General features: G+C 63.0%; 17 protein-coding genes. 11 read left to right on the top strand and 6 right to left on the bottom strand.

Translation table 11 applies throughout. From position 1 onward, the window contains the following. From H928_RS33780 to H928_RS0122315, 4 genes are all read right to left on the bottom strand, one after another. Positions 1–225: RnfABCDGE type electron transport complex subunit B (locus H928_RS33780; RefSeq protein WP_239645052.1), on the bottom strand; the 225-nt coding region annotated here is incomplete at its 3' end. After that, positions 225–1556, bottom strand: a complete 1332-nt coding sequence (locus H928_RS29340) for a polyhydroxyalkanoate depolymerase (RefSeq protein ID WP_021028490.1) — start codon at positions 1554–1556, stop codon at positions 225–227. The genes H928_RS29340 and H928_RS33780, both read right to left, overlap by 1 nt. Before the next feature lie 528 nt (positions 1557–2084). Then, positions 2085–3155 (bottom strand): GTP pyrophosphokinase family protein, encoded by a 1071-nt coding sequence (locus H928_RS0122320; protein WP_021028489.1) that lies wholly within the window; start codon positions 3153–3155, stop codon positions 2085–2087. Positions 3156–3208: 53 nt separating this feature from the next. Further along, positions 3209–4294 (bottom strand): AI-2E family transporter, encoded by a 1086-nt coding sequence (locus tag H928_RS0122315; protein WP_043341593.1) that lies wholly within the window; start codon positions 4292–4294, stop codon positions 3209–3211. A 248-nt stretch (positions 4295–4542) separates the two neighbouring features. Between H928_RS0122315 and H928_RS0122310 the strand changes: the two genes are divergently transcribed. From H928_RS0122310 to H928_RS0122270, 9 genes are all read left to right on the top strand, one after another. Continuing rightward, positions 4543–7422 (top strand): 2-oxoglutarate dehydrogenase E1 component, encoded by a 2880-nt coding sequence (locus H928_RS0122310; protein WP_021028487.1) that lies wholly within the window; start codon positions 4543–4545, stop codon positions 7420–7422. A 39-nt stretch (positions 7423–7461) separates the two neighbouring features. Beyond that, a complete protein-coding gene (odhB, locus tag H928_RS0122305; protein WP_021028486.1) occupies positions 7462–8739 on the top strand; it encodes a 2-oxoglutarate dehydrogenase complex dihydrolipoyllysine-residue succinyltransferase in 1278 nt (425 codons plus the stop codon). Positions 8740–8757: 18 nt separating this feature from the next. Continuing rightward, on the top strand, positions 8758–9267 hold the full coding sequence (locus H928_RS0122300) for a hypothetical protein (RefSeq protein WP_021028485.1): 510 nt from the start codon (positions 8758–8760) through the stop codon (positions 9265–9267). 2 nt (positions 9268–9269) lie between these two features. After that, the gene (gene lpdA, locus H928_RS0122295; protein ID WP_021028484.1) at positions 9270–10697 is read left to right on the top strand and encodes a dihydrolipoyl dehydrogenase; all 1428 of its coding nucleotides are present in this window, start codon (positions 9270–9272) and stop codon (positions 10695–10697) included. A 91-nt stretch (positions 10698–10788) separates the two neighbouring features. Beyond that, entirely contained in the window at positions 10789–11892 is a 1104-nt protein-coding gene (gene zapE / locus H928_RS0122290; RefSeq protein WP_021028483.1) for a cell division protein ZapE, read from the top strand. 14 nt (positions 11893–11906) lie between these two features. After that, on the top strand, positions 11907–12614 hold the full coding sequence (locus H928_RS29335) for a hypothetical protein (RefSeq protein ID WP_148293267.1): 708 nt from the start codon (positions 11907–11909) through the stop codon (positions 12612–12614). 142 nt (positions 12615–12756) lie between these two features. After that, positions 12757–15381 (top strand): alanine--tRNA ligase, encoded by a 2625-nt coding sequence (gene alaS / locus H928_RS0122280; protein ID WP_021028481.1) that lies wholly within the window; start codon positions 12757–12759, stop codon positions 15379–15381. A 195-nt stretch (positions 15382–15576) separates the two neighbouring features. Then, positions 15577–16995 (top strand): short-chain fatty acid transporter, encoded by a 1419-nt coding sequence (locus H928_RS0122275; RefSeq protein ID WP_021028480.1) that lies wholly within the window; start codon positions 15577–15579, stop codon positions 16993–16995. Positions 16996–17128: 133 nt separating this feature from the next. Next, the gene (locus H928_RS0122270; RefSeq protein ID WP_021028479.1) at positions 17129–17869 is read left to right on the top strand and encodes a DUF3011 domain-containing protein; all 741 of its coding nucleotides are present in this window, start codon (positions 17129–17131) and stop codon (positions 17867–17869) included. Positions 17870–17899: 30 nt separating this feature from the next. Here H928_RS0122270 and H928_RS29330 read toward each other — a convergent pair whose 3' ends face one another. Next, a complete protein-coding gene (locus tag H928_RS29330; RefSeq protein WP_021028478.1) occupies positions 17900–19318 on the bottom strand; it encodes a glycerate kinase in 1419 nt (472 codons plus the stop codon). A gap of 111 nt (positions 19319–19429) precedes the next feature. On the opposite strand from H928_RS29330, the gene rlmB reads away from it, so the two are divergent. Beyond that, complete coding sequence (gene rlmB / locus H928_RS0122260; protein WP_021028477.1) at positions 19430–20191, top strand: 23S rRNA (guanosine(2251)-2'-O)-methyltransferase RlmB; 762 nt, start codon at positions 19430–19432, stop codon at positions 20189–20191. A 93-nt stretch (positions 20192–20284) separates the two neighbouring features. Here the strand turns inward: rlmB and H928_RS0122255 are convergent, their stop codons facing one another. Then, a complete protein-coding gene (locus H928_RS0122255; protein ID WP_021028476.1) occupies positions 20285–20935 on the bottom strand; it encodes a PepSY domain-containing protein in 651 nt (216 codons plus the stop codon). A 141-nt stretch (positions 20936–21076) separates the two neighbouring features. On the opposite strand from H928_RS0122255, the gene H928_RS0122250 reads away from it, so the two are divergent. After that, the gene (locus H928_RS0122250) at positions 21077–21817 is read left to right on the top strand and encodes a PepSY domain-containing protein (RefSeq protein ID WP_027011269.1); all 741 of its coding nucleotides are present in this window, start codon (positions 21077–21079) and stop codon (positions 21815–21817) included. The last annotated feature ends 4 nt before the right edge of the window (positions 21818–21821 follow it).

Below are 21821 nucleotides of genomic sequence, written 5' to 3'. Positions count from 1 at the left end.
CAGCGCAGGCTGGCCGGTGATGGCCGCCAGCCGCGCCACGCCTTCCTGGCCGCCGGGCGGGCATTGGTTGATCTGCGCCTCGCCCTGGGCAATGGCCTGGGCGTAGTGGCGGCAGTCGGGGTAGCCGCAGCGCGTGCACTGGGTCTGCGGCAAGGCCGCATCAATGGCGCCAATGAAAACAGCCAGCGCTGAGGCTGGCTGGTCGCTGGTTTTGGGGGTATCGATCACACCGTGTGCAAAGTATTCTGCTTGGAAGTGGCCGATTTTACGCTGCCTGCAGGGCGGTCCTCGATGCGGTTGTTGGCGAGGATGAAATCCTTGAGCATCGGGTAGACCATGGTGCGCCAGCGCTTGCCGCTGAAGATGCCGTAGTGGCCCGCGCCCTTGACTTCGAAGTGCCGGGTGTCGACCGCCTTGAGGCCGGTGCACAGGTCATGCGCGGCCTGGGTCTGGCCCGAGCCCGAGATGTCATCGAGCTCGCCTTCGACCGTCAGCAGCGCGCTGTGGCGGATGTCCTGCGGCTTGACCAGCTCCAGGTTGCCTTCGGGCGAGCGCACCTCCCAGGTGCCCTTGACCAGTGCAAAGTCCTGGAACACGGTCTTGATGGTTTCCAGGTAGTAGGCGGCATCCATGTCGAGCACGGCGTTGTACTCGTCGTAGAACTTGCGGTGGTGCTCGGCGCTGTCTTCGTTGCCCTTGAGCAGGTCCTTGAAGTAGTCGTAGTGGCTCATCGCATGGCGGTCAGGGTTCATGCTGACAAAGCCCATGTGCTGCAAAAAGCCGGGGTAGACCAGGCGGCCGGCACCGGGGAAGTTGCCGGGCACCGAATGGATCACATTCGACTCGAACCACTGCAGATCGTGCGTGGTGGCCAGGTTGTTCACCGTGGTGGGTGACTTGCGCGCATCGATGGGGCCACCCATCATGGTCATCGACAGCGGGGTCTTCTCGCCGCGGCTGGCCATCAGCGAGACGGCTGCGAGCACCGGGACGGTGGGCTGGCAGACGCTCACCACATGGCAGTTGCCATAGATGCCCTGGATGTGGCGGATGAACTCCTGCACATAGTTGACGTAGTCATCGAGGTGGAACACACCTTCGGTCTGCGGCACCAGGCGCGCATTGGTCCAGTCGGTGATGTAGACCTTGTGGTCGGCCAGCATGGTGCGCACGGTCTCGCGCAGCAAGGTGGCGTAGTGGCCCGACAGCGGCGCCACCACCAGCACCACGGGCTGCTGCTTCATCGCCGCCAGGCTGGTCTGGTCGTCGGAGAAGCGCTTGAAGCGGCGCAGCTCGCAAAAGGGCTTGGTCAGCTCGACACGCTCGTGGATCGCGATCTCATGGCCATTGGCCTCGATGGTGTTGATGCCAAAGGCGGGCTTTTCATAGTCCTTGCCCAGCCGGTAGAACAGGTCAAAGCCCGCCGAGGCGCGCTGGGCAGTGTTCGTCTGGCTGATCGGCCACAGCGGATTGCTCAGCATCTTCGAGGTGGCGTGGGCGTATTCTGCAAAGGGCTCCATCAGGGCCCGCTGGGTTTCATACAGTTGGTACAGCATCAAAACTCCGTGATTGTTGCAATGCAATATAGCAGCAGCGCGTGTCAGAAAGTGGGGCCAGGCATGCTCGTAAACACGGGGAGGGGGCGTAACGCGAGGTTAGCGCGCCGCTCCGCGCTGTGTTACACCCGCCTGCAACCCGCATGCCCGCTGCAATCGAGCCTGGCGGGCGGTGCGTGTTACAAGCATTGATTTTAACTAATGGTTGATAGACTTGCTCGAATATTTTGGGCTGGGGCTATCCCTTAGAACCCGTTCAAAGTCTCCTCGCGCCGCGACAGTGTCTTTGCGGGATGGGAGGCTAGGCGCAACACCGCAGCAATAGCCCAGCTATTGCGAGGATTTGCAACAACGCAGACCGCCCCTGCCCGGGCGGCCGCAAAGCCACTGTCCCTACGGGTTGGAGTGAAATCGGGCGATGTCTGCGCGCTGGCCCTTGCTTGCACCGCGGTTCAAGCTACGTTCCATCCCTTCGAACTCATCCCAATTGCACTCCAACGCGGCTGCGAAGAGACTTTGAACAGGTTCTTAGTCTTCGCTGGTGCTGTTGGCTGGCTGGCGCTGCAGCCATTCCTCAAAGGCCTCGCGGGCCGAGTTGCGCAGCGTTTTGCGAAAACGCTGCTTGTCCTCCAGGTAGAGGCAGTGGCGCATCACCGTGAAGGGGTTGAAGCTGCTCGACGGGTAGCGGTGCTGGAAATCGGCCTTGTAGTGGCGCACGGTGGTGACATGCTTTTGCACCACGGCAAACAGCCAGCCTGCGTGGCGCACGGCAAAGTCGTGCAGCAGCTCGTCGAGGAAGAACTCGACCTTTTGCGGATCGAACTCATAGCCGGGAAAGTGCTTGTGGCCAAAGGCGACGAAGCTGAAGGCATCGAGCGGCTCGTTGCTGTCGCCCAGGCCATCGCCAAAGGGGCCGTCGATCTCGTCTTCGGCGCGCGAGAGCGCCAGCGCCTGGCTGGTCTCATTGCGGATCTGCAAGAACTCGCGGTCGGCCAATTCAAACAGCGCAGACAGGATGTTGATGCGGCGCTTAAGGTTGGTCGGGATGGATTTCTTGTACTTGATCTTGTGGTCCAGCTCGCTCCAGGAGTCCTGGATGATGGTGCGGATCTGCAGCTCGAAAGCCTGGTCGGCATAGGCCTGGTGCTCGGTCAGCTGCGCCTGCTGCTGGTTGAGCCGCAGGTCCATGTGGATGCCCTTGTAGCCGAACTCGGACTCCGAGTCCTCCATCGGCGAGGTCTTGTCGGTGATCTCGATCACATCGAAATACTCCCGTACCCGGGACATGATGGCCGGTGGCTCGTCCTCATACAGACACACCACGCGCACGCCGATCAGGTCGGTGATGTAGTCCTGGATCGCATAGTCCTCGGACTGGTCCTCGACAAAGTTGCGGTACTTGCGCTTGAACTTGCGCACGCATTCGTCGGCAGTCTTCACCCGGCACTCGAACTTGGCGATGTTGACGCCCTCCAGGTTGCTCAGAATGGCGTGGATCAACGCATTGAACGAGGCCGCTGCTGCCTTGAGGGTGGGCAACTGGGCGGCGTAGAAATCCAGGAACTCCTGTTTGCGGGATTCAAAATCGCGAGCGGGCATGGGGCAGGGCAGCAAAGAAGGGGCAGGCGCGGCGCGCCCGCCAAAAGAAGAGATTACTTGGCGCTATTGTCCACCTCAGCGGAGTCGCTGATGTGGGCCTGGGGCGCAAAAAGATCCCAGACCGCGATGAACAGCGCGGCAATCAGGGGCCCGATGACAAAGCCGGTAAGCCCGAACAGCGACAGCCCGCCCAGCGTGGAGATGAGGATCAGGTAGTCGGGCATCTTGGTGTCCTTGCCCACCAAGAGCGGGCGCAGCACGTTGTCGACCATGCCCATGATGCCGGCGCCATAGGCGGCCAGCACCACGCCTTCGGTGGTGGAGCCGGTGGCAATGTAATAAATGGCAACTGGCGCCCAGACGATGGCCGCGCCCACGGCGGGCAGCAGCGACAAAAAGGCCATCACCACGCCCCACAGCAGCGAAGCCTCAATGCCCAGAATCCAGAAGATGATGCCGCCCAGCGCGCCCTGGGTTGCAGCCACGGCCAGGTTGCCCTTGACGGTGGCGCGCACCACGGTGATGAACTTGGCGCCGAGCTTTTTCTTGTGGGCATCGTCGAGCGGGGTGGCCGCCAGGATCTTGCGGATCAGGGTCTTGCCGTCGCGCAGGAAGAAGAACAGCAGGTAGAGCATGATGCAGAAGCTCACCAGAAAGCCCATGGTGTTCTGGCCAATGGCCAGCACCTTGGTGGCCACATACTGGCTGGCCTGCACCGAGATGCCGGAGATCTTCTCCTGGATCACCTTGGGGTCGTTGAGGTTGAAGCGGGTCAGCAGGTCCAGCACCCACTGGGGCATGGCGTTGTAGATCTGCTGGAAGTACTGGCCGAAATTCATCTCGCCCGAGTGCACGCTCTCATAGATGGTGGCCGCTTCCTTGGCCAGCGAGATCGACAGCAGGATCAGCGGCAGGATCACCAGCACCAGGCAGAGCACCAGCGTAATCAAGGCCGCAATAGTCGGGTATTTGGGGAGGCGGACCAGGATTTTTTTGTGTAGAGGCGTAAACACAACAGCGAAGATCACGGCCCAGAAAACGGCGCCCTGAAAGGGGAAAAGCACGGCAAAAAAAGCAATGCTGACGCCTATTAGCAGCAAGATGAATGCTTTGTCGTGAAGAGAGTGGTTGTTGAACATCAAGCGCATCGGTGTGAATGGATAGCGCAAATGTATATGGTTCCAGCATCCACCTGCGCTATTGAGGGCAGGCAGCGGCAGGCGCCAAGGCCATCGAAGGACAAGCCCGGGCGGAAGTGGCACAATACCGGTTGATCGGCCCTTCCCAGCCACAGTCGCATCCGCCAATCGGTTCAGCCGTGTCGCGGAAGGTTGTTTATATGCACCAGCTAATGCTTTCCAGAGGAAAGCGGAGGTCAGCGGAGAAAATGAGCGATACGAATTCTGTGTATCAAGCCTACCAAGGCAACACCTATCTCTTCGGCGGCAATGCCCCGTATGTCGAAGAGATGTATGAGAACTATCTCGATAACCCAGGCAGCGTACCAGACACCTGGCGCGCTTACTTTGATGCACTGCAAAACGTCCCCGCATTGGACGGCAGCAATGCCAAGGACGTCCCTCATCTCCCCGTCGTCAACGCCTTTGCTGAGCGCGCCAAACAAGGCGTGACCAAGGTGGTGGTCGCCTCCGGTGCTGATTCGGAGCTGGGCCGCAAGCGCACCGCCGTGCAGCAGCTGATTGCCGCGTACCGCAATGTGGGCGCACGCTGGGCTGATCTGGACCCCTTGAAGCGCCAAGAGCGCCCCGAAATTCCTGAGCTTGATCCAGCCTTCTACGGCTTTACCGACGCTGACCAGGAAACCGTGTTCAACATCAGCAACACGTTCTTCGGCAAGGAATCGATGACCCTGCGCGAGCTGCTCAATGCACTGCGCGAGACCTACTGCGGCACGCTGGGCGCGGAGTACATGTACACCGCCGAGCAGAACCAGAAGCGCTGGTGGCAGCAAAAGCTCGAGAGCATTCGCAGCAAGCCCGCCTTCAACGCCGACCAGAAAAAGCGCATTCTCGACCGCCTGACCGCAGCCGAAGGCCTGGAGCGTTTCCTGCACACCAAGTATGTGGGTCAAAAGCGCTTTTCGCTTGAAGGTGGCGAGTCCTTCATCGTGGCGATGGACCAGCTGATCAACGCCGCTGGCCTGACCGGCGTGCAGGAAATCGTGATCGGCATGGCCCACCGTGGCCGCCTGAACGTGCTGGTCAACACCCTGGGCAAGATGCCCAAGGACCTGTTTGCCGAGTTCGACCACACCGCCCCTGAAGAGCTGACTGCCGGTGACGTGAAGTACCACCAGGGCTTCAGCTCGGACGTGTCGACCATTGGCGGCCCGGTGCACCTGTCGCTGGCCTTCAACCCCTCGCACCTGGAAATCGTCAACCCCGTGGTCGAAGGCTCGGTGCGCTCGCGCATGGACCGCCGCAACGACCCACAGGGCAAGCAAGTGCTGCCCGTGCTGGTGCACGGTGACGCGGCCTTTGCCGGCCAGGGCGTGAACCAGGAAACGCTGGCGCTGTCCGAAACCCGTGGCTACACCACGGGCGGCACGGTGCACATCATCATCAACAACCAGATTGGTTTCACGACCTCCGATCCTCGCGATCTGCGCTCGACCACGTATTGCACGGACATCGTCAAGATGATCGACTCGCCCGTGCTGCACGTCAACGGCGACGATCCCGAAGCGGTGGCCCTGGCCATGCAGATGGCTTTGGACTTCCGCATGGAATTCTCCAAGGACATCGTGGTGGACATCATCTGCTACCGCAAGCTCGGTCACAACGAACAGGACACGCCTGCGCTGACCCAGCCGCTGATGTACAAGAAGATTGCCCAGCACCCTGGCACGCGCAAGCTCTACGCCGACAAGCTGGCCACGCAAGGCCTGGGCGAGACCCTGGGCGATGACATGGTCAAGGCCTACCGCGCTGCCATGGATGCGGGTAAGCACACGGTCGATCCGGTGCTGACCAACTTCAAGAGCCAGTACGCCGTGGACTGGAGCCCCTTCCTCAAGCAGAAGTGGACCGACAGCGCCGACACCGCCATTCCTGTGGCCGAGTGGAAGCGTCTGGCCGAGCGCGTCACGACCCTGCCCGAGTCGGTGAACCCGCACCAGCTGGTCAAGAAGGTCTATGACGACCGCGCAGCGATGGGCCGTGGTGACATCAACGTGGACTGGGGCATGGGCGAGACCATGGCCTACGCCTCGCTGGTGGCCTCGGGCTACCCCATCCGCCTGTCGGGTGAAGACAGCGGACGCGGCACCTTCACCCACCGCCACTCGGTCGTGCACGACCAGAAGCGTGAAAAGTGGGACGAGGGCACCTACATCCCTCTGCAAAACGTGGCCGACAACCAGGCTCCGTTCACCGTGATCGACTCCATCCTGTCCGAAGAGGCCGTGCTGGGCTTCGAATACGGCTACGCCTCCAACGATCCCAACACCCTGGTGATCTGGGAAGCGCAGTTCGGCGACTTCGCCAACGGTGCGCAAGTGGTGATCGACCAGTTCATCGCCTCCGGTGAAGTCAAGTGGGGCCGTATCAACGGTCTGACTCTGATGCTGCCGCACGGCTATGAAGGCCAGGGCCCTGAGCACAGCTCGGCACGCCTGGAGCGTTTCATGCAGCTGTCGGCTGACCAGAACATGCAAGTGACCCAGCCGACCACGGCTGCGCAGATCTTCCATTTGCTGCGTCGCCAGATGGTGCGTCCGCTGCGCAAGCCGCTGATCATCATGACGCCCAAGTCGCTACTGCGTAACAAGGATGCGACCTCGCCCGTGTCGGAATTCACCTCCGGTGGCTTCCAGACCGTGATCGGCGAGCGCGATGAGGCCATCGTTGCCAAGGCCGACAAGGTCAAGCGCGTGATCGCCTGCTCGGGCAAGGTCTACTACGACCTGGTCAAGAAGCGCACCGAAGAAGGCAGCACCGATGTGGCCATCATCCGTATCGAGCAGCTCTATCCGTTCCCGCACAAGGCCTTTGCCGCTGAACTGAAGAAGTACAGCGCCGCCAAGGAAGTGGTGTGGTGCCAGGACGAGCCGCAAAACCAGGGTGCATGGTTCTTCGTGCAGCACTACATCCACGAGAACATGCTCGACGGCCAAAAGCTGGGCTACTCCGGCCGCGCCGCTTCGGCATCGCCTGCCGTGGGCTATTCGCACCTGCACCAAGAGCAGCAAAAGGCGCTGGTTGAAGGCGCATTCGGCAAGCTCAAGGGCTTTGTGCTGACCAAGTAAGCACGACCTCAGCATTTAACGAATACAGAAAGAATTGTTATGGCAATCGTAGAAGTCAAAGTTCCCCAGCTGTCCGAGTCGGTCGCTGAAGCCACCATGCTCACCTGGAAGAAGAAGGCCGGTGAAGCTGTTGCTGTCGACGAAATCCTGATCGAGATCGAAACCGACAAGGTCGTGCTCGAAGTGCCAGCGCCTGCCGCTGGTGTGCTGACCGAGATCGTGCAAGGCGACGGCGCAACCGTCATCGCTGACCAGCTGATCGCCAAGATCGACACCGAAGCCGTGGCCGGCGCCGCTGCAGCCCCCGCTGCCGCAGCACCTGCACCCGCTGCTGCCGCTCCCGCTGCTGCCGCTCCCGCCCCTGCTGCTGCGCCTGCAGCCGCTGGTGGCAACAAGGGCGACGTCGCCATGCCAGCTGCAGCCAAGCTGCTGGCGGACAACAACCTGTCGGTCGGCGCTGTCGCCGGCTCCGGCAAGGATGGCCGCGTCACCAAGGGTGATGTGCTGGCCGCCGTGGCCGGTGGCGTCAAGTCCACCGCCGCCGTGATCCCCACCGGTGCACCGACCAAGTCGCTGCCCCAGGTGGCATCGCCCGCCGCTGCCCAAGACCTGGGCGAGCGTCCAGAGCAGCGCGTGCCGATGAGCCGTCTGCGTGCCCGTATCGCCGAGCGCCTGCTGCAATCGCAGTCGACCAACGCGATCCTGACCACGTTCAACGAAGTGAACATGGCGCCCGTGATGGCCCTGCGCAAGAAGTTCCAGGACGATTTCACCAAGGAACACGGCGTCAAGCTCGGCTTCATGTCCTTCTTCGTGAAGGCCGCCGTGCATGCCCTCAAGAAGTACCCCGTGCTGAACGCGTCGGTCGATGGCACCGACATCATCTACCACGGTTACTTCGACATCGGTATCGCCGTGGGCTCGCCACGCGGTCTGGTGGTGCCCATCCTGCGCAATGCAGACCAGATGAGCTTCGCCGACATCGAAAAGAAGATCGCCGAATTCGGCAAGAAGGCTGCGGACGGCAAGCTGGGCATCGAAGACATGACCGGCGGCACGTTCTCCATCTCCAACGGTGGCACCTTCGGCTCGATGATGTCTACCCCCATCATCAACCCGCCACAATCGGCCATCCTGGGCGTTCACGCGACCAAGGACCGTGCTGTGGTCGAAAACGGCCAAGTGGTGGTGCGTCCGATGAACTACTTCGCGATGTCCTATGACCACCGCATCATCGACGGCCGCGAAGCCGTGCTGGGTCTGGTGGCGATGAAGGATGCGCTGGAAGATCCATCGCGTCTGCTGTTCGACCTGTAATCGGGTCGTCGGGCAGTGATGCTACGCGTTCTGGTGGCTGCAGCGTCCGCACTTGTGCTGGGCGCCTGCGGTACCTTGCCCCGCCCTGCAGCGCAGGATGTGGCCACGCAAAGCTGGAGCGGGGACTACCGCTTCCAGTGGGCAGCAGGCACCCAGGCTGCACGCCGGGGCTTGCCCGCTCCATCACAGATTCGCATCCGCCCGATCACCTCCGCCAAGGAGGTGCCCGGCGCGAAGGCGGACGGCAATGGCCCGCAATGGGCCATTTCGTTTGTCGGCGAGCCCGGCGCGCCGCTGCCGCTCACCCCCTTCAAGGCCCAGGGCTATGAAGAGATGGGCTGGGCGGTGATGCGCGCTGGCGGCAAGATTGCATGTCTGGAGTCCGGCTCCTTCATGTTCGTCTGCCGCACCCATCCCGGCACCACCTTGTCGTTTGGTCGTCAAAACGACGAACAACTGACCACCAAAACGGGCCTCTTCGGTGTGGCATTGCACCAGGGCAGTTTTGAACTAACACCATTGGATTAATCATGAGCAAGCAATTTGATGTCGTCGTGATCGGCGGCGGCCCCGGCGGATACGTAGCGGCCATCCGTGCAGCCCAGCTGGGCATGCAAGTGGCATGTATCGACGAGTGGAAGAACGCCGCCGGCGGCCCAGCCCTGGGCGGCACCTGCACCAACGTGGGTTGCATTCCCTCGAAGGCCCTGCTGCAGTCGTCCGAGCATTTTGAGCACGCCAACCTGCACTTTGCCGACCACGGCATCTCGACCGGCAAGGTCGCCATGGATGTGGCCAAGATGATTTCCCGCAAGGATGGCATCGTCAAGCAGAACAACGACGGCATCCAGTACCTGTTCAAGAAGAACAAGGTTACCTTCTTCCACGGCCGTGGCTCCTTCGTGAAGGCCGCTGACGGCGGTTACGAAATCAAGGTCGCCGGCAAGGAAGAAGAATCCATCACCGGCAAGCAGATCATTGTGGCCACTGGCTCCAATGCCCGCGCACTGCCTGGCGTGCCTTTCGACGAAGACAAGATTCTCTCCAACGACGGCGCACTGCGCCTGGGCGCTGTGCCCAAGAAGCTGGCGCTGATCGGCGCTGGCGTGATCGGCCTGGAAATGGGCTCGGTCTGGCGCCGTCTGGGCACCGAAGTGACCGTGCTCGAAGGCATGGACAAGTTCCTGCCCGCCGTGGACGAGCAAATCGCCAAGGAAGCCAAGAAGTCCTTCGACAAGCAAGGTCTGAAGATCGAGCTGGGCGTGAAGGTGGGCGACATCAAGGCCGACAAGAAGGGCGTGCAGATCAGCTACACCAATGCCAAGGGTGAAGCCCAGCAGCTGGATGTGGACCGTCTGATCGTGTCCATCGGCCGCGTGGCCAACACCATCGGCCTGAACCCCGAAGCCGTGGGCCTGGCCCTGGACGAGCGTGGTGCTATCGTCGTGGACGAGAACTGCAAGACCAACCTGCCTGGCGTCTGGGCCGTGGGCGATGTGGTGCGCGGCCCAATGCTGGCCCACAAGGCTGAGGAAGAGGGCGTTGCCGTGGCCGAGCGCATTGCCGGCCAACACGGCCATGTGAACTTCGCCACCCTGCCATCGGTGATCTACACCAGCCCCGAAGTGGCATGGGTGGGCCGCACCGAGCAGCAGCTCAAGGCCGATGGCGTGGCTTACAAGGCAGGCACCTTCCCGTTCCTGGCCAACGGCCGCGCACGTGCACTGGGTGACACCACCGGTATGGTCAAGTTCCTGGCGGACGCCACGACCGACGAAATCCTGGGCGTGCACATGGTCGGCCCCATGGTCTCGGAGCTGATCTCCGAAGCCGTGGTGGCGATGGAGTTCAAGGCATCGAGCGAAGACATCGCCCGTATCTGCCACGCCCACCCATCGCTGTCGGAATCGACCAAGGAAGCGGCACTGGCCGTGGACAAGCGCACCCTGAACTTCTGATCCTGAAATTTTAGGCGAAAATGGCCTCTGGTGCAGATTGGTTCTGCGCCAGAGGCTATGTCATTTATAGCAACAAGAGATTGAGACACCCATGGGTACAGCGGTAAGAGATGCATACGAGGCCGAACTCAAGGCCAAGGGTTTTCAGAGTGATCCTGCACAGATGCGTGCGGTGGACGCCTTGCAGCGCTGTGCCGATGAGTGGGAGCAGTACAAGAACAAGCGCTCCAACCCGATCAAGAAGCTGATCAACCACCCCGACATCCCGCGCGGGGTGTACATGTATGGCGGGGTGGGGCGCGGCAAGAGCTTCATCATGGATTGCTTCTTCAACGCCGTGCCGCTGCGCCGCAAGGTGCGTTTGCATTTCCATGAGTTCATGCGCGAGGTGCAGCGCGAGCTGACCTTGCTCAAGGGTACGCAGGACCCGCTCGATGTGCTGGGCGCCAAGATCGCCAAGAAGTACAAGCTCATCTGCTTTGACGAGTTCCATGTGGCGGACATCACCGATGCGATGATCCTCTACCGCCTGCTGCTGGCGCTGTTCAACAACGGCGTGGGCTTTGTCACCACCTCCAACTTCACGCCCGACGGCCTCTACCCCGATGGCCTGCACCGCGACCGCATTCTGCCGGCCATCGACCTGCTCAATGCGCGCATGGATGTGATCAACGTCGACAATGGCACCGACTACCGCCGCCGCGCCTTGGAGCTGGCCCAGCTCTACCACTGCCCGCTGGGCCCGCAGGCCGATGCAGCGATGGAGCAGACCTTTGGCCAGTTGGCCGAGGTGCCCGATGAGAAGCCGGTCTTCAAGATCGAATCGCGCGAGCTCAAGCCGCGCCGCCGTGCGGGTGGCGTGATCTGGTTTGATTTCCATGAGCTCTGTGTCAACCCGCGCTCACAGAACGACTACCTGGAGCTGGCGACCCAGTTCCACACCGTGCTGCTGTCCAATGTGCCGCAGATGTTCGTCAACATGGCCTCGCCCGCCCGCCGCTTTACCTGGCTGGTCGATGTGCTCTATGACCGCCGGGTCAAGCTCATCATGTCGGCTGCGGTGCCGCCTGAGCAGCTCTACACCGAAGGGCCGCTGTCCCATGAGTTTCCGCGCACCGTCTCGCGCCTCAACGAGATGCAGTCGCAGGAGTATTTGTCGCTGGAGAGACGCGTGGTCGATACCGCGCTGACCTGAGAAGAGAGGGCCCTATGCCTCGTTTGAACACTGTCACCGTGCTGGTGCTGCTGGCTGTCACCGGCCTGGCCCATGCGGCCTCCGGCAAAACCTCGAATGCGCAGGAGCGCACGCAGGCGCGTGCCCAGATCACGCTGGAGCGCAAGGACAGCGAAGCGCGCCTGGCCAACAACGAAAAGATCTGCTACCAGCACTTTGCGGTGACCGACTGCCTGCAGAAGGTGCGCCGCCAGTACAACACCGAAGAGCGCGCGCTGCGCCAGCGCGAGCTGGCCATCAATGCGCAGGAACGCGACGAGAAAACCGCGAACCAGCGCGATGCCCGCGCCAACAAGCAAAGCGATTTTGAGCGCAAGCACCCCACACTGGATGGAGGTGCCCTGAACCAGCCCGATCTGGAGCAGCGCCAGAAAGAGCACGACGAGCAGGCGGCCCAGCGCAGCAGCCATGCGCCCAAGCGCAATGCCGAGAGCATTGCCGAGCAGCAGCAGCGCCGCGAGCAGGATGCCGCCCGCCGCGCCACCAGCCAGGCCGGCAAGTTGGACAGCAAGCAGCGCACCCAGCAGCGCCACAACGAAGAGCGCCCCGACAACATCAGTGCCGCGCAAGAGGAATACGACGCCAAGCAGGAGGCTGCGCAGCGCAAGCTCGAAGCCCATAAAAAGCGCATGAAGGAGCTGGAAGGCAAGCGCAAGGCGGCGCCACTGCCCGTGCCCCAATAAGGCCGCCAAAACGCGTATCCCGCCTCAGGCTGCCTTGCTCGGGCTCCCCAGGCGCTGTAGTTCAGCCCAAACCCTATAATGGAAGATTCGCGCCCGCACCGCTTCAGGGGAAGCCGGACAGGCGCCACCACTGCATCACACCATGAGTACACCCACTTTTTCCGTCGCTGAGATCCGCAAGACCTTCTTGGACTTTTTCGCGTCCAAGGGGCACACCATTGTTCCGTCCAGCCCGCTGGTGCCGGGCAACGATCCGACGCTGATGTTCACCAACTCCGGCATGGTGCAGTTCAAGGATGTGTTCCTGGGCACCGACAAGCGCCCCTACACCCGGGCGACCAGCGTGCAGACCTGCCTGCGTGCGGGCGGCAAGCACAACGACCTGGAAAACGTGGGCTACACCGCGCGCCACCACACCTTCTTCGAAATGCTGGGCAACTGGTCCTTTGGTGACTACTTCAAGCGCGAATCGCTCAAGTGGGCCTGGGAGCTGCTGACCGAGGTCTACAAGCTGCCGGCCGAGAAGCTGCTGGCCACCGTCTATGAAGAAGACGACGAGGCCTACGACATCTGGACCAAGGAGATCGGCCTGCCCCCAGAGCGTGTGATCCGCATCGGCGACAACAAGGGCGGCCGCTACAAGAGCGACAACTTCTGGATGATGGCCGACACCGGCCCTTGCGGCCCTTGCTCGGAGATCTTCTACGACCACGGCCCGCACATTGCCGGCGGCCCTCCAGGCTCGCCCGATGAAGACGGTGACCGTTTCATCGAAATCTGGAACAACGTGTTCATGCAGTTCGACATGGCCGAAGACGGCTCGGTCAAACCACTGCCAGCCCCTTGCGTCGACACCGGCATGGGCCTGGAGCGCCTGGCTGCCATCTTGCAGCATGTGCACAGCAACTACGAGATCGACCTGTTCCAGGCGCTGATCAAGGCCGCTGCACGCGAGACCCATATCGACGACCTGGAAACCCCATCGCTGAAGGTCATCGCCGACCACATCCGCGCGACCGCCTTCCTGGTGGCCGATGGCGTGATCCCGTCGAACGAAGGCCGGGGCTATGTGCAGCGCCGCATCATCCGTCGCGCTATCCGCCACGGCTACAAGCTGGGCCAGAAGACGCCGTTCTTCCACAAGCTGGTCAAGGACCTGGTCGCCGTGATGGGCGATGCCTACCCCAAGATCCGCGAGCAGGAAGCGCGCATCACCGAGGTGCTCAAGGTCGAGGAAGAGCGCTTCTTCGAGACCCTGGCCAACGGCATGGACATTCTGGACAGCGCACTGGCCGGCGGCGCCAAGGTGCTGCCCGGTGATGTGGCCTTCAAGCTGCACGACACCTACGGCTTCCCGCTGGACCTGTCCAACGACGTGGCGCGTGAGCGCGGCCTGAGCGTGGACGAGGCAGGCTTCCATGCCGCAATGGAGCAGCAAAAGAGCCAGGCCCGTGCCGCAGGCAAGTTCAAGATGGACCGCGCACTGGAATACACCGGCGCGGCCAATGCCTTCACCGGCTATACGCAGCTGAGCGAGGCCGCCAAGGTCGTGGCGCTGTATGTCGATGGCAGCAGCGTCAACGCGATCAACGCCGGCCAGACCGCCGTGGTCGTGCTGGACACCACGCCGTTCTACGCCGAATCGGGTGGCCAGGTGGGCGACCAGGGTGTGATCTCGGCCGGTGCCAACCGCTTTGTCGTGGAAGACACTTTGAAGATCAAGGCCGATGTGTTCGGCCACCATGGCCAGCTCGCTGCGGGCAGCCTCAAGGTGGGCGATGCAGTGCAGGCCGAGGTCGATACCGCCTTGCGCGCCGCCACCATGCGCAACCACTCGGTCACCCACATCATGCACAAGGCACTGCGGGAAGTGCTGGGCGACCATGTGCAGCAAAAGGGCAGCCTGGTCAATGCGGAACGCACCCGTTTTGACTTTGCCCACAACAGCCCCGTGACCGACGCGCAAAAGCGCGAGATCGAAAAGCGCGTGAATGCCGAGATCCTGGCGAACACCGAAACCGGCGCGCGCGTGATGGACATCGAGAGCGCACAAAAGACCGGCGCAATGATGCTGTTTGGCGAAAAGTACGGCGAGACCGTGCGCGTGCTGGACATCGGCTCAAGCCGTGAACTCTGCGGCGGCACCCATGTGCAGCGCACCGGCGATATCGGCCTGTTCAAGGTCGTCGCCGAAGGCGGCGTGGCTGCGGGCGTGCGCCGTATTGAAGCGGTGACCGGCGAGAACGCGCTGGCTTATCTGCAGTTGCTCGAATCAACCGTGGATGAAGCCGCTTCGACCTTGAAGGCGCCCGTGGCCGAGCTCAACCACCGCATCGGTGGCGCGCTCGACCAGATCAAGGCGCTGGAGAAGGAACTGGCCCAGCTCAAGGGCAAGCTGGCGTCGAGCCAGGGCGACGAGCTGGCCGGCCAGGCGGTGGACGTCAAGGGCATCAAGGTGCTGGCGGCCACCCTGGATGGCGCCGATGCGAAAGCGCTGCGCGACACCATGGACAAGCTCAAGGACAAGCTGGGCACCGCTGCCATCGTGTTGGCGGCTGTAGACGGCGACAAGGTACAGCTGGCCGCAGGCGTGACCAAGGACAGCATTGGCAAGGTCAAGGCCGGTGAGTTGGTGAACTTTGTCGCCCAGCAAGTGGGTGGCAAGGGCGGCGGCAAGCCCGACATGGCGATGGCCGGCGGCACCAACCCAGCGGGCCTCGCGCAAGCGCTGGCGGGCGTTCAAGCCTGGGTGGCCGAGCGGGTCTGATAGCGGCTTAAGCGGTTTCGCAATCCCCAACGAGCCTCCTGCAGTGCAGGGGGCTTTTTTGCGTCCGCACAGCAGCCAGCACTTCGCCGCTCTGACCATTTCGCATGGCGGTACGTAGTCGCACTTAACGAAATTGACCTGCCCGCATGAGAAGATCGCCGCGCTTTGAAATTAACGCGAGACAGAAAGGTGACTATGTCGGTGCAATTGGAAGAGAGCCGCTCGGCGCGGTTTGCGATGCGGTGTGCGGCCTGGGCCGAGAAATGGTTTCCCGATTCCTGGGTGTTTGCCGTGGTGGGGATTGCGATCGTGGTGGCAGCGGCATTGGCCATTGGCGTGCCGGTGCAGGAGACCAGCAAGGCCTTTGGCAAGGGTTTTTGGAGCCTGATCCCGTTCACGATGCAGATGGCCTTTGTGGTGATTGGCGGCTATGTGGTGGCCAGCTCCAAGCCCGCATCGCGCCTGATTGAAGCGCTGGCCAAGGTGCCGGGCAATGGCCGCAGTGCGGTGGCCTGGGTGGCACTGATCTCGATGGTGGCCTCGCTGCTCAACTGGGGCCTGAGCCTGGTGTTTGGTGGCCTGCTGGTCAAGGCGCTGGCCCGCCGCACCGACCTGAAAATGGACTACCGCGCAGCCGGCGCTGCGGCCTACCTGGGCCTGGGCGCCGTCTGGGCGCTGGGCATTTCCTCGTCGGCTGCGCAGCTGCAGGCCAACCCGGCCAGCCTGCCGCCGTCGATCCTGGCGATCACCGGTGTCATCCCGTTCACCGAGACGATTTTCCTGTGGCAATCGGGCGTGATGCTGCTGGCCCTGGTGCTGATCTCGCTGCTGATTGCCTATGTGACGGCGCCGGGCGCAGCCAATGCCAAGGATGCTGCCGCCTGCCAGGTGGACATCAGCGCCGAGGCGCAACCGGTGACCAAGCCCACCCGCCCCGGTGAATGGCTGGAGCACAGCCCGCTGCTGATCATTTTTCTGGTGCTGCTGGCAGTCGGCTGGATGGTCGAAGAGTTCTCCAGCAAGCCGGCGATCCAGGCGATCTCGGGCCTCAACACCTATAACCTGATTTTTCTGATGGTCGGGGCCTTGCTGCACTGGCGCCCGCGCAGCTTTCTGGATGCGGTGGCGCGCGCCGTGCCCACCACCACCGGTGTGCTGATCCAGTTTCCGCTCTACGGCTCGATCGCCGCGATCATGACCGAGGTCAAGGGCGTTGATGGCCACACGATTGCGCACTATATCTCGACCTTTTTCACCCAGATCGCCACGCATGACACCTACGCGCTGCTGATGGGTGTGTACTCGGCCATCCTGGGCTTCTTCATCCCCTCGGGCGGCGGCAAGTGGATCATCGAGGCGCCGTATGTGATGCAGGTGGCCAATGACCTGCAGTACCACCTGGGCTGGGCCGTGCAGATCTACAACGCGGCCGAGGCACTGCCCAATCTGATCAACCCCTTCTACATGCTGCCGCTGTTGGGCGTGCTGGGCCTCAAGGCGCGCGACCTGATCGGCTTCACCTTTGTGCAGCTGCTGGTGCATATCCCGGTGGTGCTGTTCCTGCTGTGGTTCCTGGGCCAGACCCTGGCCTATATTCCGCCAGTGATGCCTTGAGCATCGTTGGGTGGCAACCCGCCATGACCCGGGCGAGCTACGGCTCGCCTTTTTTGCTGACTTTGCTTACAAAACCAGCGGCCATTTCGGGTTAACCTTGGCCCCCATCGAAGACCATAACGAGGAGAGAGCAATGGCGAAAACAACATGGAGTGGCGCTGCGCTGGGCGCACTGGCACTGGCTTTGGTGGCCATCGCCCCCACCGCGCAGGCCCAGTATGGGCGCGACGGCGAGGTGACCTGCGAGAGCCAGGATGGACGCACGCGTGAGTGCCGCACTCCGTTTCGTGACCCGGTCGTGAGCGAAACCTTGTCGAGCGCATCCTGCGTGGAAGGCCGCAGCTGGGGCCACCGCGGAGGCGGTGTGGTCTGGGTGACCGACGGTTGCCGCGCCCGCTTTGCCGATAGCCGAGGTGGCGGTGGCTGGGGCGGTGGCGGCAGCAACCAGCTGGTGCGCTGCGAGAGCAATGACGGCCGCATGCGTGAATGCGCCATTCCGCGTGGTGCCCGGGTCGAGGTTGCCCGCCAGCTCTCCGACGCGCGTTGCGACGAGGGCCGCAGCTGGGGCCAAAGCGGTGATTCTGTCTGGGTCAGCCGGGGCTGCCGTGCCGATTTCGCCATCAGCAGCGGTTACGGTGGCGGCTACGGCGGCGGCCGGCCCAACCCTGGCTATGGCCAGGGCCGTGAACTGACCTGCAGCAGCGATGACCGCCGCGACAACAGCTGCGACTGGAATGCGCGCTGGGGCCGCCCGGTGCTGCTCGAGCAGCTGTCCAGCGACAGCTGCCGCGAAGGCTATACCTGGGGCTATGACGACCGGGCTCGCCGCATCTGGGTCACGCGCGGTTGCCGTGGCCGTTTTGGCAGCCGTTGATCTCGGCAAGCCACGACAAAGCGGTCAGCATTAGCTGGCCGCTTTTTTCATGGGCGCATCCATCGGCTGCAGAATCAGCAGCGCCCGAAAATCATTCACATTGGTGTGGGTCGGTCCGGTCACCACCAGATCGCCCAGCGGGCCAAAAAAGCCATAGCTGTCATTGCGGTCCTGGTAGGCAGCAGGTTTGAGCTGCAGCGCAGCGGCCCGGGCCAGCGTGTCCGGTGTCACCACCGCGCCGGCATTGTCTTCCACCCCATCAATGCCATCGGTATCGGCCGCCAGCGCCCATACACCGGGCACGGCCTGCAGTGCCTGGGCCAGCCCCAGGCAGAACTCGCCGGCACGGCCGCCCCGGCCCCGCGCGGTGCCTTCGGCCGGTTTGCGCAGCGTCACCGTGGTCTCACCGCCAGACAGAATCACGCAGGGCCGGGCAAAAGGCTGGCCATGCAGGGCCACAGCACGGGCCAGCGCGGCATGCACCTTGGCCACTTCGCGGGATTCGCCCTCCATCTCGTCGCTGAGCACATGGCAGGCGATGCCGGCATCGCGCGCGGCAGCGGCCGCTGCCTGCAAGGACTGCTGCGGAGTGGCAATCAGCTGCACCTGGTGGCCGGCAAAGCGTGGGTCGCCGGGCTTGGGGGTTTCCAGCAAGCCGCTGCGCAGCGCCTCGCGCACGGGCTCGGGTACCGCAATCGCATAGCGCTCCAGGATTGCCAGCGCATCGGCGCAAGTGCTGGGGTCTGGCACCGTCGGACCGCTGGCGATGATGGCCGGCGAATCACCGGGTACATCGCTGATCAGCAGGCTGACCACCTGCGCCGGATGGCAGGCGGCACCCAGGCGCCCGCCCTTGATGCGAGAGAGATGCTTGCGCACGCAGTTCATCTCGCCGATGTGGGCGCCGCTCTCGAGCAGCTCGCGGTTGATGCGCTGCTTGTCGGCCAGGGTCAGGCCCTCGGCCGGCAAGGTGAGCAGCGCCGAGCCGCCGCCCGAGATCAGGCAAATCACCAGGTCATCGGCGCTGAGCCCTTCGGTCAAGGCCAGCATGCGCTCGGCCGCTTGCAGGCCGGCGGCATCGGGCACGGGGTGGGCCGCTTCCACCACCTCGATGCGCTGGGCCAGGCCCAGCGGGCGCGGCGGAACATGCCCATAGCGCGTGACGACCAGGCCCGACAGCGGCGCCTCCAAAGGCCAGAGCTGTTCCATGGCCTGTGCCATTGCCGCGCCGGCCTTGCCCGCCCCAATCACCAGGGTGCGGCCCTTGGGCACCGCCGGCAAATGCTTGCGCAGGCCTTCCAGCGGCAGTGCATCGCGCACGGCGACCCGGTACAGGTGCTGCAGAAACTGCAAGGGCTGCAAATGGGGCTCGGGCACCGGCTGGGCATCAGCGCTGCCATGCACATCGAGATGGTGGACCGCAAAGGCAGTGGAGGGGGTAGAGGTCATGGGCTGGGAGCGTGGCAGAGTGAGCCGTTTTGCGAAGGCGCGGCTGGTCGCCCTTGCGGTGGATTGTCGCTGCGCCCCCGGGGTATGGGCAAGCAGCGATAATGCTGCCCTATGTCATCCCCCAAAGTGTTGTTCGGCTTCCATGCCGTTGGTGTGCGCATGAAGATTGCGCCCAAATCGATCATCGAAGTCTATTTCGAGTCCACGCGCCGCGATGCGCGCATGCGCCAATTTCTGGAGCGCGCCAAAGAGGCGGGGGTGCGGCTGATCGAGGCAGATGCACCGCGCATCGCCAAGCTGGCCGGCTCGCACGGCCACCAGGGCGTGGCTGCCCGTGTTGAAGAGATCAAGGACACCCGCACCCTGGATGAGCTGCTTGACGACCTGGAAGAAGCCGGCGTCACCTCGCCACTGCTGCTGGTGCTCGACGGCGTGACCGATCCGCACAACCTGGGTGCCTGCCTGCGCGTGGCCGATGGTGCCGGCGCCCATGCGGTGATTGCGCCCAAGGACCATGCAGTCGGCATCAATGCCACCGTAGCCAAGGTGGCCAGTGGCGCTGCCGAGACGGTGCCATACTTCATGGTGACCAACCTGGCGCGTACCTTGAAAGAGCTCAAGGAGCGCAATGTCTGGATTATCGGCACCAGCGATGACGCCCCCAACACCTTGTACCAGGTGGACCTCAAGGGCCCCGTGGCCCTGGTGCTGGGCGCCGAAGGCGATGGCATGCGCCAGCTCACCCGCAAGACCTGCGATGAGCTGATCGGCATCCCGATGATGGGGGCCGTGTCCAGCCTCAATGTGTCGGTGGCCAGCGGCGTTTGCCTGTATGAGGCGCTGCGCCAGCGCACGCCTGCCAAGGCTGGTTAACAAACCCTTCCCACTGGCAAGCGTCCCAGGCGCTGCACCCAAAAAAAGGCTGAACCCCATCGGGCTCAGCCTTTTGCTTTTGGCCCAATCGACTTAGTCGTCCAGTTTCTCGCGCAGCACCGCACCGGTTTCGGGGTGGATCTTCAGATCGACGCGGAAACCCTGGGCATTGATCGCATCGGCTTCCCAGATACCGTCATCGAGCTCCAGGTCATGGATGTGGGTGTAGCCCGCCTGGGTCAGCAGCTGCTGGATTTGCGCTGCGCTCAAAATGGCGCTGCCCGCACCGGCGCCCGGGGTAGGGGCAGGCTGGCCGGGTTGGGACAGCACATCCAGGCTTACCGGGTGCAGCACCAGCTTTTGCTTAACGCCATTGGCGCCGCGCACCTTGGCTTCCCAGAAGCCGTCGTCAAACTCCACTTCCTTGATCTGGCCGTAACCCATGGCTTGCAGCTTGGCAGCAACCTGGCTGGCGCCGGGGTAGGTGCTGCCCAGCTCGGCCTTGCGCAGGGCCAGCAGGCTGCCGTCGGCATCGCTCACCAGCACATAGGCGCGGCTGCCGTCTGGCTGGGTGGCCTTGGCGGTCCAGTAGCCGTATTGCTTTTCCAGGTCTTGCGGAGCGACCAGGCCGCTGGCGCTGATGCTGTTGAGCACTTCCTGGGCGTTGTAGGCCTGGGCAGCAAATGGCAGGCTGGCAGCGAGGCCGGCGGCACCCAGGATCCAGGCGATGGTGGTCTTCTTCATGGTTCAATCCCTTCAATGATGTGGCATGCAAACCAGCAGCTGGCTGATTCGTCATGGACTGAAGTATTGAAAACCTTGCCTAAACGCAGTGTGAAGTGTTCGTTCATGGTCTGTTTAGTCGCGCTTGTCATAATGCTTGCCATGGCGCAAATTCCCCCCCGCATTTCTCGCATCGCTGCCTGGCCTCTGGCCTGCAGTTTGCTGCTGGGCGGCGTCAGCCAGGCGGCCGAGCATGACGCCGTGCGTGCGGCGGTGGCCACTGGCCAGTACAAGCCCTTGTCGGCCATCCTGAGCGACATTGCCGCCAGCCAGGCCGGCCGTGTGGTGGATGTCGAGACCAAGCGCGGCCCCAAGGGCGAGCTGCGCTACGAGATCAAGCTGGTGGACAGCCAGGGCCTCAAGCAGGAGCTGCTGATCGATGCGGCCAGTGGCCAGACTGTGCAGCGCGTGGCCAAGGACCGCTCGCAGGCGCTGGGCATGCGGGAGCTGGCGCAGTACCTGGCCAAGCTGGCGCAGCAGCACGCGAGCCGCATCACCGATGTGGAGTTTGAGCGCGACAGCCAGGGCCGGGGCGTCTATGAAATCAAGCTCAGCGCAGACCAGCAGGGCTACCGCAAGCTGGTGATGGATGCGGCCACGGGTGCGGTGCTGCCAATGGCCCCGGCCAAGGCCCGCAACCCCGCGCCGCTCAAGCGCGTGGACGAGGTTCTGCAGGCACTGGCACCCCGGTTCTCGGGCCAGGTGCTGGAGGTGGAACTGGAGCACGACGAGATCCAGGCCTCTTATTACGAGATCGAGTTGCTGCAGAGCAATGGCAGCACCTTGGAGCTCAAGGTCGATGCGCGCAGCTTGCAGGTGATCCAACAAAAGCTGGAGGACTGAGCGC

The sequence above is a fragment of the Comamonas sp. B-9 genome (genome assembly GCF_000410635.1).
Taxonomy (GTDB): Bacteria; Pseudomonadota; Gammaproteobacteria; order Burkholderiales; family Burkholderiaceae_C; genus Comamonas.
Note: the sequence above shows the minus strand (reverse complement) of the source record. Positions and strands in the feature narration are given on the sequence as shown.